General features: G+C 44.7%; 14 protein-coding genes and 1 riboswitch. Of the genes, 4 read left to right on the top strand and 10 right to left on the bottom strand.

Translation table 11 applies throughout. The features are described from left to right. Nucleotides 1-2: 2 nt before the first annotated feature. The 5 genes from Q3W56_RS06650 to Q3W56_RS06630 form a co-directional block, all read right to left on the bottom strand. Complete coding sequence (locus Q3W56_RS06650; protein ID WP_302894914.1) at nt 3-1,175, bottom strand: iron-containing alcohol dehydrogenase; 1,173 nt, start codon at nt 1,173-1,175, stop codon at nt 3-5. Between the two features lie 4 nt (nt 1,176-1,179). Continuing rightward, the gene (gene dapA / locus Q3W56_RS06645; protein WP_019715693.1) at nt 1,180-2,082 is read right to left on the bottom strand and encodes a 4-hydroxy-tetrahydrodipicolinate synthase; all 903 of its coding nucleotides are present in this window, start codon (nt 2,080-2,082) and stop codon (nt 1,180-1,182) included. 188 nt (nt 2,083-2,270) lie between these two features. After that, a complete protein-coding gene (locus tag Q3W56_RS06640; RefSeq protein WP_302894913.1) occupies nt 2,271-3,554 on the bottom strand; it encodes an ABC transporter ATP-binding protein in 1,284 nt (427 codons plus the stop codon). Then, entirely contained in the window at nt 3,547-4,611 is a 1,065-nt protein-coding gene (locus Q3W56_RS06635; RefSeq protein WP_302894912.1) for a FecCD family ABC transporter permease, read from the bottom strand. Before Q3W56_RS06635 ends, Q3W56_RS06640 begins: the two co-directional genes overlap by 8 nt. After that, complete coding sequence (locus tag Q3W56_RS06630; protein ID WP_302894910.1) at nt 4,574-5,530, bottom strand: ABC transporter substrate-binding protein; 957 nt, start codon at nt 5,528-5,530, stop codon at nt 4,574-4,576. The genes Q3W56_RS06635 and Q3W56_RS06630 overlap by 38 nt, the downstream gene beginning before the upstream one ends. A gap of 105 nt (nt 5,531-5,635) precedes the next feature. Then, nucleotides 5,636-5,775, bottom strand: a riboswitch (cobalamin riboswitch). 155 nt (nt 5,776-5,930) lie between these two features. On the opposite strand from Q3W56_RS06630, the gene Q3W56_RS06625 reads away from it, so the two are divergent. Further along, nucleotides 5,931-6,722 (top strand): SDR family NAD(P)-dependent oxidoreductase, encoded by a 792-nt coding sequence (locus Q3W56_RS06625; protein WP_268398422.1) that lies wholly within the window; start codon nt 5,931-5,933, stop codon nt 6,720-6,722. 36 nt (nt 6,723-6,758) lie between these two features. Here Q3W56_RS06625 and Q3W56_RS06620 read toward each other — a convergent pair whose 3' ends face one another. The 5 genes from Q3W56_RS06620 to sigO all read right to left on the bottom strand — a co-directional run bounded on the left by Q3W56_RS06620 (nt 6,759) and on the right by sigO (nt 11,076). Continuing rightward, entirely contained in the window at nt 6,759-7,637 is an 879-nt protein-coding gene (locus Q3W56_RS06620) for an SMP-30/gluconolactonase/LRE family protein (RefSeq protein WP_302894909.1), read from the bottom strand. 68 nt (nt 7,638-7,705) lie between these two features. Continuing rightward, on the bottom strand, nt 7,706-9,448 hold the full coding sequence (gene yvrG / locus Q3W56_RS06615) for a two-component system sensor histidine kinase YvrG (RefSeq protein ID WP_302894908.1): 1,743 nt from the start codon (nt 9,446-9,448) through the stop codon (nt 7,706-7,708). Beyond that, nucleotides 9,445-10,158 carry a two-component system response regulator YvrH gene (gene yvrH / locus Q3W56_RS06610; RefSeq protein WP_041521068.1) on the bottom strand — a complete coding sequence of 238 codons (714 nt, stop codon included), beginning with the start codon at nt 10,156-10,158 and terminating at the stop codon, nt 9,445-9,447. Before yvrH ends, yvrG begins: the two co-directional genes overlap by 4 nt. A gap of 148 nt (nt 10,159-10,306) precedes the next feature. Further along, nucleotides 10,307-10,543, bottom strand: a complete 237-nt coding sequence (rsoA, locus tag Q3W56_RS06605; RefSeq protein WP_268398417.1) for a sigma-O factor regulator RsoA — start codon at nt 10,541-10,543, stop codon at nt 10,307-10,309. Further along, the gene (gene sigO / locus Q3W56_RS06600) at nt 10,540-11,076 is read right to left on the bottom strand and encodes an RNA polymerase sigma factor SigO (protein ID WP_268398495.1); all 537 of its coding nucleotides are present in this window, start codon (nt 11,074-11,076) and stop codon (nt 10,540-10,542) included. Before sigO ends, rsoA begins: the two co-directional genes overlap by 4 nt. Before the next feature lie 201 nt (nt 11,077-11,277). Here sigO and Q3W56_RS06595 point away from each other — a divergent pair, with 201 nt between their 5' ends. The 3 genes from Q3W56_RS06595 to Q3W56_RS06585 all read left to right on the top strand — a co-directional run bounded on the left by Q3W56_RS06595 (nt 11,278) and on the right by Q3W56_RS06585 (nt 13,181). Continuing rightward, the gene (locus Q3W56_RS06595) at nt 11,278-11,433 is read left to right on the top strand and encodes a YvrJ family protein (RefSeq protein ID WP_003221632.1); all 156 of its coding nucleotides are present in this window, start codon (nt 11,278-11,280) and stop codon (nt 11,431-11,433) included. Between the two features lie 119 nt (nt 11,434-11,552). After that, on the top strand, nt 11,553-12,710 hold the full coding sequence (gene oxdC, locus Q3W56_RS06590; RefSeq protein WP_302894907.1) for an oxalate decarboxylase: 1,158 nt from the start codon (nt 11,553-11,555) through the stop codon (nt 12,708-12,710). A gap of 60 nt (nt 12,711-12,770) precedes the next feature. Next, the gene (locus Q3W56_RS06585) at nt 12,771-13,181 is read left to right on the top strand and encodes a regulatory YrvL family protein (RefSeq protein WP_302894906.1); all 411 of its coding nucleotides are present in this window, start codon (nt 12,771-12,773) and stop codon (nt 13,179-13,181) included. Nucleotides 13,182-13,335 lie beyond the last annotated feature (154 nt).

The following is a 13,335-nucleotide window of genomic DNA, read 5'->3' as shown; positions in this document are numbered from 1 at the left end:
ACCTACACCTCAAGCAATTTCAAATAGACAGCTTCAATTTCCGCAACGGACATCGGCTTTGGATTGTTGTCCATGAGCCGTTTGACGTCGGCTGCCGCCTCAGCAAGCGTTGGCACATCCTCTTTTGATACTCCGAATGCCTTTAAATTTTGCGGAATATTTAAATCGGCGGTCCACTCTTCAATCTTCTGTATAACCCGCTCTGCTTGGCTGGCCTTCGAACATTTTTGCTCGATTCCAATTACACCAGCGACATCTGAAAGGCGGTCAGTCACATGATCCGCATTAAAGGCCGTTACATGCGGAAGCAACATGGAATTGGCCACACCGTGAGACATTTTGTATTTCCCCCCAAGCGGGTAAGCCATCGCATGAACCGCCGCTGTCCCTGCGCTTGTCAAAGCCATTCCGCCATACATGGCGCCAATAAGCATTTTTTCTCTCGCTTCTAGTTTATCTCCATGGTGATAGGCCTCCTGAATACTGGAGGAAATCAGTCTCATAGATTCAAGCGCAAACATGTCACTGAATGGATTTGCTTTGTTGGAAATATAGGATTCGAGCGCGTGTGTAAAAGCATCCATTCCGGTTGCGGCCGTGATCGCCTTTGGAAGACCAGTCGTCAAAACCGGATCTAAAATCACAAGTGATGGCAACAGATAGGGACTGACCATACCAATCTTTAATTCTTTCTCAGGGAATGTCACAATCGCATTCGGCGTCACCTCTGACCCTGTTCCAGATGTTGTCGGAATCAGCACAAGCGGAACACCGGGCTTTTCAACGAGATTCGTGCCAACCAACTCGGAAATCGGTTTTTTATTTGTTTTCAGAACAGAGAGGATTTTAGCCGCATCAAGCACACTGCCTCCTCCAATTCCTAGAATTGCGTCATGGCTTCCTGCAGAAAAAAGCTGAAAAACCTCTTCGATATTTTGTTCCGTCGGCTCCGGCTGTATGTCAGTATTGATTTCACTTGAGATGCCTTTTTCAGCCAGCACCTCTTTAATTTGGTCTGCATAACCGAGAGAGACGATCGACGGCTGAGTTAAAATAAACACCGAACGGATCTGATTCCATCCGCTTGTCTGATCCAAATGATCACCAAGGAAATTGAGTGAATGTGCGCCAGCTTCAATTCGGGCGGCCGTTTGAAAATGATAAAGCGTCTTCATATCCTCACTGCTCCTTTGCCAGTTTTGTTTCAATTCCGTAGCCTTCCAGCATCTTTTTCACTTTTTGCAACCCCTCTCCTGACAGCTCTGCAATCGGATGTTTAGGCGGTCCGACGTCGATTCCGGCAAGCTCCGTTGCTTTTTTTAGCGGCGCCGGCAGTGAACCGAGTGAAAACGTGGCACGAAGCGGGTCTAGCTGCTTTTGATACTGCTCGCTCTCTTCAATGTTTCCTTGTTTATAAGATTCATAGATTGAAACAACGGTCTGCGGAAGCACATTTGCTGTTGCAGCCACAGCCCCTGTTCCTCCCGCCTTCAATGTGTCTAAAATCAATGAATCGGTTCCTGCCAGAACGGAAAAGGACTGGTCTTTTGTACGCTCAAGATACGCCTTAATATTGTCGAAGCTGCCGCTGCTGTCTTTAATGCCGATGATGTTCGGCAATGCCGCCAGCCTTTCAACGGTTTCAGGCTCAAGTGATACACCTGTTCTCGACGGAATGTTATAGAGCAGGACAGGAAGCGCGACATTTTCAGATATCGTGCGGAAATGCTGATACAATTCCTCCTGCGAAGGTGCGACAAAGTATGGCGTAATGATCGAAAGAACATCAGCTCCAATATCCGCCATTTGGTTAGATAAGGAAATGGTTGCCTCAGTACTGTTTTCTCCTGCTCCGATAAAAACAGGCACACGTTTATTAACCGCTTTCACGACAGTTTCCGCAATTTGAAGCTTTTCCTCTTGCGAGAATAAATGAAATTCGCCATTTGTCCCTAAAGCAAAGATGCCATGGACACCTGAATCAATTAAATGATTCACCAGCTTTTCGGCTACACCCGGATGAAAATCCTGTTCTTTTGTAATCGGTGTCAGTATGGCTGGAATAATTCCCTCTACTTTCAAATGATTCCGCTCCCATCTGTTGCAATTTTAAACAACCATATATAATAAAACGCTTTCATAAAATAATTATAAATCTATATTGATTCATTAAGCAACATATTTTTCGTATTTAGGATAAAAAAATGACGTCTCACCCTCATCTGATGCGTTTTAAAACAATAAAAAAACCTGTCCAAAGACAGGTCGGATTAATTTTTTAAAGCTTTCACACAAGCCGCTGTTTGATTCTGTATTTGTGTCAATAAAATGCTTTGATCCGGTAACCGGCCGGAGTGAGTGGACGCGATGAGCACATCACTGCAGAAAACACGATGCTCAGCTGCAGCTTTTGCTGTAGCGCTTATCACCTTCACAAATTGACCATCGTGCAAACAGCCGCCGACTACCACCCATATGATGAAACGCCCCTTCGCATCTTTCATTCCGATGATGCAAAGATCATTGCTTTCCGACACAATATGACAGTCAGCCAATTTACAATCATGTTGGATAAACAGCGTTTCTTGTTCAACGGTTGACATGTCTTGCGGCCATCCAGAGTTGTTTCCGCTGTCGAAAACAAGTTTTCGTCTCCAAGCAAAGCCCTCTTCAGAGGACAGAACGCGCAGCGGGCGGTCTGCTGAAAATGTGATGCCACGCGGCAAGTATTGTTCAATTCGTTCTTTTAGAAAGAGGGGCTCGGCTTTCTCCGGGAAGGTTTTCGCCTTAATCGTAAATTGCGGATTTGCACGTTGTGGATGGTCCAGCGCTGTGATGTCAGTATGATACACCCGCTTAATACGGTCGGCAGAGAGGGCAGCTTCCGGGCGGTCAAGCACTTCTGCTTTTCCATCTTTTAATAACAGCAAACGATCACAGTATAAACTCGCAATATTCACATCATGAAACACCCCAATGACTGCGAGTTTTGACGCGACCGTTTCTTGTTTCATTAGATCTAGCAGACTTTTTTGAAATGACAAATCGAGAAAACTTGTCGGTTCATCAAGCAACAAATATCGGGGTTCCTGGGCAAGTGCCTGCGCCACATACACCCGCTGCTGCTCTCCGCCGCTCAGCTCATGAATGGATTTTTTGGCAAAGCGGAGGATGTCTGTCTGCTCCATCACCCTTTTTACGATATCGTGGTCTTCCCCTGTGAGCTGCCGAAAAAGACCTGATTGATAAGCATAGCGGCCAAACTGTACCGTTTCCTCCACCGTAAAGGAAAAGGCCTGCTCCGTTTTCTGAGGAAGGGCCGCTACTTTGCGGGCGAGCTCCTTCGTTTGGTACGACCCGACTGAACGGCATTCAAGCAGCACTTCGCCGCTTCGAGGCGTGATGCTTCCCGACAGCATTTTCAACAAGGTGGTTTTTCCGCTGCCGTTCGGACCAAGGATTCCTAAAAATTCACCCGGTTTTACTGCAAAGCTGATGTCCTGTAAGACATCCTTTCTTCCATAGCCGCCGGACACTCTGATGACATCAATCATGAACTCGCCCTCCCCGGTAACGCCGAATCAATATAAACCCGAAAACTGGTGCTCCTACCAGTGCGGTAATAATGCCGATCGGCAGCTCCGACGGCTCAATGATGGTTCTGGACAAAAGATCTGACAGCACAAGGAACGAAGCGCCATTCAGCATCGAGAGCGGCAGAAGATGCCGGTGATCCGTAATAGACAGGAGACGGATAAAATGCGGAATGACGAGACCAACAAAGCCAATGGTTCCAGATACCGCAACCGCACTGCCAGTTAAAATAGCTCCCGCCAACAGAACGACATATTTACTCCGCTTCACATTTACACCGAGCAGCCTCGCTTTTTCCTCGCCATAAGTCATCACATTCAGTTCTCTGCCGCTGATCAAAAGCGCGGCAGCGCCCGCAGCAAAAAAGGGCAGAAACAGTGCAACATAGCCCCAGCCCCTCATTGATACGCTGCCGAGCAGCCAGTGGACGATCGGTTTTAAATCATCGCCGGACAATGCGATCATGAGAGAAGTAAGCGCACCCAAAAACGAACTGAAGATGATCCCTGTTAAAATCAATGCAGACAGGGTCAATGAAGGGTGAACAAGCCGCGCAAAGAACAAAACCAAAAAAATCACGACAATAGCCGCTCCAACGCTTAAAAACGGCAGTGTAAAACTTCCGATCACCGGCAACTCAATCCCGAAAAACAATGTGACCACTGCACCGACAGCAGCGCCTGACGATATGCCGAGCGTATACGGATCTGCGAGCGGGTTCTTCAAGAGCCCCTGAAAACCGGCTCCCGCAGCAGCCAACCCCGCGCCGACAAGAGCGGCCAATATCACCCTCGGCAGCCTAATTTTCATGATGATGTTCCCCTCTATCGGATCAAGATTCAGTCCTTGAATGCCAAACGATTCTCCCAAAAAAACCTTGATAATAGCAGGAATGGGAATCTCCAAAGACCCGATAGAGATTCCCAAAAGAACAGATACCGACAAAAACATCAGGCTGAGGGCATATGCCACAAAGCGTTTATTTTTTAAAAACATCAGGGTAAATATGTTCAGCAAGCTCTTCGACCCCTTTAATCAATCGCGGTCCCGGACGGGTCACGAGGTCAGGGTCCACGTCGTATACTTCGTGATGTCTGATGGCTTTTACACCGCTCCAGCCGCTTCGTTTTTTTATTTCACTGACAGCAGATTCACCGTTTGTCGTCACGATCGCATCGGGATTCAGCTTGACGATCGCTTCTTCGGTCATCTTAGCCCAGCCTTTCTGAGCGGAAGCGGCATTTTCCGCATGGATCGCTTCAAGCATTTCATCCATAAAGGTGTCTTTCCCGGTCGTATAAATGTCCGGAGCCGGAGACACTTCGACAAATACTTTCTTTTGATCGGCTTTAGATATGCCGGCGGCCTTTTCTTTTATAGCAGCCAAGTCTGTTTTCATTCTTTTCACAAGCTGATCGGCTTTTTTCTCTGCCCCGGCAGCTTCACCGATCATTTCAATTGATTTGTATACCTCGGAAAATGATTGTGCATCGTTGACAGTCAGCACGGTAATGCCCGCGTCCTTTAGTTGTTTAATGGCATCGGCTGACGCTGACATGGAAGACTCATAGGCAAGAACGAGGTCTGGCTTTAGAGAAATGACTTTCTCAACGTTTATATTCATATCCCCAACTTTTTCAACCTTTTTGACTTCCTTTGGATATGTATCGTTTGTGGTGACGCCGACCACATTGTCACCAAGGCCGAGAGCGTACGTGATTTCTGTGTTGCTCGGCATTAATGAAACAATCGTTTTCGGCTCCTTTTTGATTGTGACATCTTGGTTTGACGCATCACCAATGGTGACAGGGAACGCTTGAGATGCTTCTGTCTTTTGGTTTGCCTTGGAATCCTTTTGATCTGCCGCATTTCCGCAGCCTGCTATCATAACAGCGGCCAGCAGAAGGGCAGTCCATATTCCGGCTAGTTTCTTCATAACCTTTCCTCCTAAGTGAACTAAAAAAAGCATCTCTACGATGGTAAAGATGCTGTAAACAACACAAAAAACCCTATTGTTTACACATCATCTGTCCTCGCAGACTTCGTGCTGACCAAATAGGCAGGTATCCTGGCTCTTGGAGCTATGGCCAATTACAGTGGCGGGACCGCACCGGCTTTTACCGGTTTCCCTATTAAGCCGGCTGTTGTTGGCGGACCGGCACCTATTTGACATTCGTATCCTTTTTTCGGAGTAATTATACTATATGACTGACAGGCTTGTATATGCGCCTTGAATGACTTTTTCCCCAGTTACATGTATGGAAGCAAAATCCTCGTAAACACTAATTTTGTTCTTGTATACTTAATACCATCATCTATAAAAAGGAATGATTCTTATGGATTTAAAGCTAAAAGACAAACTCGTTCTAATCACTGGCTCGACTTCCGGCATCGGAAAAGCGGCAGCAAAAAGCTTTCTGCAAGAGGGAGCGGCAGTGATTGTCAACGGACGCAAACAAGCGACTGTTGATCGCACGATTGAGGAGCTTTCTGGATACGGAACGGTGCACGGTGTGGCTGCCGATTTGTCAAAAGCAGATGAAGCAGCGGCTTTTATTGAAAAAGTAAATGAAATCGGTGATATCGATATTCTTGTCAACAACCTTGGATTCTTCGAGGTCAAAGACTTTGCCGATGTGACAGATGAAGAGTGGAATCAATATTTTGAAGTGAACGTGATGAGCGCGGTTCGGACAAGCCGTCACTTCCTTCCAAAGATGCTTACCAAAAACAGCGGCCGCATTTTAAATATCGCAAGTGAAGCAGGCGTCAAACCGCTACCAACCATGATTCCGTACTCCATGACCAAAACGGCGCTGATCAGCCTTTCTAGAGGAATGGCTGAAATGACAAAAGGCACGAATGTGACAGTCAACTCAGTGCTTCCGGGACCTACTTGGACAGAGGGCGTGGCATCCTATATGGAAGGTGCCGCAAAAGCAGCCGGCCAGGATACAGATACATTCATCAAAGACTATTTTAAAGTTAATGAGCCGACTTCTCTTATTCAGCGATACGCGACAGCAGAAGAAGTGGCCAACACGATTGTATTCCTCGCATCTGACGCCGCATCCGCCATCAACGGCACGGCACAGCGCGTGGAAGGCGGTATTATCCGTTCTCTGTAATATGCAGAAACGCATCCGTATTTCGGATGCGTTTTTTTATACATCTCCAGCGTATGGAACCGGCTGATAGCCGCCTGTTTCCAATTTTGCTGAAAACAATCCTCCCGCGTGAGGCTGCTCGTATCTTTCTGTTTCTGTCAATTGTTCCGTTGCCGTTGTGATGTAAAGGGTTTTTAAGTCTCTGCCGCCGAATGCGCAGCATGTCACATATTTAGCCGGCACGCTGATTGAATCGTTTACTTTTTTCTGAAACGGGTCAATATGAACCACGCGGCTGCCCCCAAACAGAGCCACCCACAACATGCCATTTTGGTCGATTGTCATGCCGTCCGGCAGTCCTTCTGATTGATCAAAACGATAGACGGGTTCTGGATTTGAGACATTGCCGCTTTCAGGATCATACCTGTAGCGCACAATTTCCTGTGTGGGCGTGTCAATGTAATACATCAAATTCCTCTCGCGATCCCAATCCAAACCGTTCGAGGTGGAGACTTGATCTTTCATTTTGATAAGTCTGCCGTCTGGATCCAAACGGTACAGGGAAGCCTGTTTTTGTTCGCCTTCCATGCTCATTGTCCCCGCCCAGAGCCTTCCGTACGGGTCACATTTCGCGTCATTAAAACGCAGGCTCTCATCCATATCCTTCGGCTGTTTGATCTTTTCCAAGCTGTCATCCTGAAGATGATACAGGTAAAACCCGTCCTTCATCGTCATCATCAGCTCATCCTTTGTATATTTCGCAAGCGCGGTCACAAAGGACTTGAATTTGATAGATCGGTTTATTTTTTCTTCAGGGTCGAAGATGTGGAGCTCGCTCCCTAAGATATCCACCCAATATAAGCGGCCATTTTCTTCATCCCATAACGGGCCTTCTCCAAGCACTGCCCGAGTGTCTGCTTCCAATACTGCATCCATGTGTTACACCTCTTTAGCTTCAGTCTATATATTGTTATTCCCGGCAAAAAGGTGTCGAAACCACATGTTTATCGTTTTTTGAAAAGGATAGTAATGACCGTCCCTATGTTCATTCTGCTGTTTACATGAATTGTCCCGTTATGCAAATGGACAAGCTCCTTGGCAATGGCGAGCCCGAGGCCCGTTCCGGCAGATGAATCTTTTGTGTTCGTCCCTCTGTAGTAACGGTTAAATAAATGGGTAATCGTTTCTTCATCCATCCCTTTCCCATTGTCCTTAACCTTCAAGGAAATATGATTCTTTGTCTGTTCTAGAATGACCTGAATTTCCGTTCCTTTGTCGTTATGCTTTACGGCATTACCAAGCAGATTTTCCAATATTCGCCTGAACCATGCTTCATCAAGCGCAAATTCAATATGCTCTTCTATGGATACAAAGGAGATATCATATCCTTCAGAAAACGGATTTTTCTTGAAATCCTCAATGACATTTTTAAAAAACGGGATCAGGTTTGTGAGTTTTCTCTCAATTGGAAGAGCATCATTTTTCAGCCGATACGTTAAATTTAAGTCTTCAATCAGCTTGGACATGTATTCAGATTTTTCTCTGACAACCTGTCCCATTTCTTTTACTTCTTCCGGCGACCAGTCATACTGCTTCGACTCAAGCATCATGCTGTAGCCGTAAATGCTGCTGAGCGGTGTTTTTAAGTCATGCGATAAACCGGCAATCCATTCTTCTCTTGTCGCCTGGATTTTTTCTCTATTTCTTTTATCCCGTCTCAGCGTTTCAGTCAGCTGATCCATTGATTCAAATATCTCACCGAAGAAGCGGTACGGCTGTTTGATTTTCCCCTTTTTGTTTTTGCTGACAGGACGGCCTTTCCGGTTTTTCGGTTCCTCAAGCTTCCCTTTTGATAGATTGACCAGCCATTTAATCGTGTGAAAAATCGGCAACCCAAATCGAAACATATACCAAATGGTCATCCAAATGATATACAGAAACAGAACACCCATAATCAGGAACATCGCCTTTAGCACAACCTTCAGGAACGATTTGTTAAACTCCTGATCGGTTACATAGACAGGGTTCGGCACCGTAGCGACCATCCATCTGTCTTTGTTGAGAATCTTAACGGAAATTTCCCGTTTATAGTTCCAAGGTTTGGAGTTGTATTTAAGCAGCTCCAGCTGATTCATCGTTTTTCTTTCACTTTTTGTGCTGTTAATGCTGTCGAGAATGTTTCCATTGCTGTCTAATAGGTAAATGGCGCCTTTTTCCCGCTTAATATAGTCGATGGTGCTGGACTGATAATCTGATAGAGAATCTATCTTTTGCTCGCGCTTTTCAACGGAAGTCAGCAGCTGTTCGCTCTTTAATTTCCAGCCGGACAATAGAAGGTACGACTTATCTTCAATATTGATGGCCCAATAATTCAGCTTATAGTTATGAAGTTTTTTGGTTTTATAAATAGACAAGAGCTCTTTCTTGGTATAGGTGCCCGGCACGTCTTTCGGCACGCTGTAGGAATAATCGGTTTTCCCATTAGAGTCAATGATTTGCATCCACCCGTGCTGTTTATCGACAGACTTCTTCAGAAAATTATCGACTTCCCATGTCCCGTCTTCGTTTACATCGAGATATGCCTCAAGTGTGTCGGTGGTTGCCTTTGTCAGCCCAGAATTCGATTCCGCATCGCTAAATCGAGCGTCTAAATAGAAAAAGGAAGCGACAAGCATAACTGTGAGCAGCAGAATCACAATCAGCATCTGCCCAAAAAAGTGAAACAAAAACTTCCATCTTAATCTCATGACCGCTTGCCTTCAGGATTCGGAATAAAACGGTAGCCGAGACCGCGAACGGTTACAATATACTCCGGGTTGCTTGGATCACGCTCAATTTTTTCCCTGAGCTTGCGGATATGAACCATAACGGTGTTGTTGTCGCCGTAAGAAGGATAGCCCCAAACTTTTTCATAAATTTGATCTTTGGAAAGCACCACATTTGGGTGTTCACAAAAATACTGCAAAAGCTGCAAAAGCTGAGCTGAACAAGCGACGGCTTCCCCGCCTACAATCAGCTCGGCATTTTGCGGAGAAAATGTAAAATAATCATATGTATAGGTTTGATTTGAATTCGTTTCTTTCGATTGATAAGTCCGCTTGAGGTGCGCCCTGATCCGCGCCGCTAATTCCAGTGGATTAAATGGTTTTGTGATATAGTCATCAGCCCCAACCGCAAATCCGGACAATTTATCCGCATCGGATGATCTCGCCGTGAGGAAAAAAATCGGAGCGTCTGAATACTCTCTGATCAGCGTGCAGGCTTCAAAACCGGACATTCCGCCCATCATGACATCAAGCACGATCAAATCAACCTTATTGGCCTTCACAACCGGAATCGCTTCTTCTGCGCTTGCCGCATCCAGTAAATTTCGATAACCTTCTTTTTCGAGAACGCGTTTGATCATGTCCACAATCGCTTTCTCATCGTCTACAATTAAAATTGACGCATTTTCCACTTTTATGTTCCTTTCTGTCACTGTTTTTTTCATCTTATCATTATATCGTTTATTTTTGGTACATTTTTGAATAGGAAGAGTCTTGGCAGAACAAATAGAAAACGGGAACGTAGCAGTTCCCGCTTTTCATATTTTCAAAAGATAAATGTTATGAGTTCTCGTCTACCATATACAAAATAAACTCCCAAAACCCCGGTACGTCCTGGCACAAAAGCATATCAGCCTTTTCAAACATTTTGATCTTCAGCTCTTGCTCTAAATCTTCTCTTTCTTGATAGGATGTATTGCAGAGCTTTTTTCTAATCATAGGTGAAAAGCATTCAATCAGATGTTCAATGTCAAATTTATCGTCTTTTTGGTTCTTTTGTTCATACTGGCCGTTCACAGCTTACTCTCCCCCTTTTTTTGCGCCGCGAGCTGTTTTCTGATATTCTCAAGCCCTTTTTTATGAATGTTGGAGATGTTTTGCCGGGACTCTCCTAGTGAATCGGCAATCTCTTGCATCGTGGCACCATGAAGATAGACTTTCGTCAGCACGCTTTTTTGTTTGTCAGTCAGGTTCTGGATCGCTTGGTAAAGGTAATAATCCTGAACATGCTGGCTCAAGTCATCCTGCATATCTAAAAATGCTTCAAACGCATCGCTTCCAGTTTCGGAAGGAAGTCGTTCTCCTGCTTCCGGATGATCGACCGTCAGCGGATACCGTTTTTGGTTTTTGCGAACCCGCTTATCAAAATCAATAGAAAAGATCCGAATCATTGAATTCATATACTTGACGATGCGGATTTCCTTATAGAATTGCTTAAATTGCTCGTCCAATGATTTTGCATCTTTTTCGTTCGGGCTTTCCATTACGTTTTTGAACAAACGGTAATGCTGAGGATTGCTCAAAAAATGCTTCACGATGGGATGCTTCATTATCTCCTTACATTTTGACTGTAAAAGACCTTGATAGTCCATCAAACCGCCTCCCTACTAAATTAAATGAAGGAAAGCAAAAAAAAGTAAACTACTACTTTCTAACTAGGCTTGTCTTAAATACTCCAGGGCAGTTTACGTTTTCTTGGATGTCCTTCACTTACATACATGACTGCAAAAAAAGAAGGGAGGTATTTTCCTATGGATCAGGTTTTTATAGAGGAAGTCGTGAAACAGATCGGCAATCTGGGGTTTCCTGCGTTAATTGCAATGTACCTGCTGACTCGATTTGAAAAAAAGTTTGATCAGCTTATCGAACTGATGACAGAGCTGAAAGATCAGAAAGCAAAAAATTAATTTTCGATCGAAGTTGACTTTTTACTGTTTTTTTTCACTTAACAAGACAGAAGGGAAAACGAAAGGCCTTTCACCTTCTCTTTCTGCTAGCACATTTAAATAAAAGGAGGAAACATTTCATGAAAAAACAAAATGACATTCCACAGCCAATTAGAGGAGACGAAGGAGCAACAGTAAAAATCCCGCGCAATATTGAAAGAGACCGCCAAAATCCGGACATGCTTGTTCCGCCGGAGACTGATAATGGTACCGTGAGCAATATGAAGTTTTCGTTCTCTGATACTCATAACCGCTTAGAAAAAGGCGGATATGCTCGTGAAGTGACAGTACGGGAGCTGCCGATTTCAGAAAACCTTGCATCCGTAAATATGCGGCTAAAGCCGGGTGCCATTCGCGAGCTGCATTGGCATAAAGAAGCAGAGTGGGCTTATATGATTTACGGACGTGCTAGAGTCACTATTGTGGATGAACAAGGGCGCAGTTTTATTGATGATGTAGGCGAAGGAGATCTTTGGTACTTCCCGTCAGGCCTGCCGCACTCCATTCAAGCGCTGGATGAGGGAGCCGAGTTCCTGCTCGTGTTTGACGATGGCTCATTCTCTGAAAACAGCACGTTCCAGCTGACAGATTGGCTTGCTCACACGCCTAAAGAAGTCATTGCTGCGAACTTTGGCGTCACACAAGAGGATATTGCTAATTTGCCAGGCAAAGAGAAATATATATTTGAAAAACCTGTCCCAGGAAGTTTGAAAGATGACATTGTAAAAGGGCCGAACGGTGAAGCACCTTATCCATTTACCTACCGCCTTCTTGAACAGGAACCAATTGAATCAGAAGGAGGAAAAGTATACATTGCAGATTCAACAAACTTCAAAGTGTCTAAAACAATCGCATCCGCGCTCGTGACGGTAGAACCCGGTGCCATGAGAGAACTGCATTGGCATCCGAATACTCATGAGTGGCAATACTACATCTCCGGCAAAGCAAGAATGACTGTTTTTGCATCTGACGGCCATGCGAGAACGTTCAACTACCAGGCCGGTGATGTTGGATATGTTCCATTTGCAATGGGTCATTACGTTGAAAACATCGGGGACGAACCGCTTGTCTTTTTAGAAATCTTTAAAGACGATCATTATGCCGATGTATCTTTAAACCAATGGCTTGCTATGCTTCCTGAAACATTAGTTCAACAGCATCTTGATTTAGGTAAAGGCTTTACTGATATTCTTTCGAAAGAAAAGCATCCGGTAGTAAAAAAGAAATGCAGTAAATAAAAAAAGACCAGCTTGCAGAGAGCAATCGTTCTCTGCAAGCCTTTATAAGGAGATGTACCTGTGAAACATCAAATTTCTCGCAAACGCTTATTGCGGCTCTTTATAAAGTACTTACTGGCCGCGCCAGCAGTAATGTTGACCTATTTTGCCGTCATGTTTATATTGTTTTCTTTAGCAGGAACGAGCTACCGTTCAGTAGCTCATGTCCTGCTTTTTGCTGTGTTATTTCTTGTCCTTGGGCTATGTTTAGAACCATTTGAACGCCTGATGATACATAGTTTTACTTTTTTCAAGACAGACAAACGCTTATTCATTCTCCTTGCTGGCATCGTACAGCTGCTGTTTTTGTGGATGACTGCTCATACAACAGACGAAATGATCAGCGACATCTGGCTGTCCACCACAGAAGAAATGATCGTCGCAGCCGTTTTTCTTATTTTAGACAAATGCAATTCGGCCCTTCCCAGCTAAAAAAGAACGCATTCCAAATGAATGCGTTCAGCTTGTAGAGAAAACGATGTTTTTCTACAAGCTTTTTTTGTTTTACGCTGTTTTTTTGGATATTCAGCTGATTTCAAAAACAGAAAAAGAGCTCCCGCATACCTAGCTCCGTTTGGCTAGGTAT

It is taken from the genome of Bacillus sp. C28GYM-DRY-1 (assembly GCF_030519405.1).
GTDB lineage: Bacteria > Bacillota > Bacilli > Bacillales > Bacillaceae > Bacillus > Bacillus spizizenii_A.
Note: the sequence above shows the minus strand (reverse complement) of the source record. Positions and strands in the feature narration are given on the sequence as shown.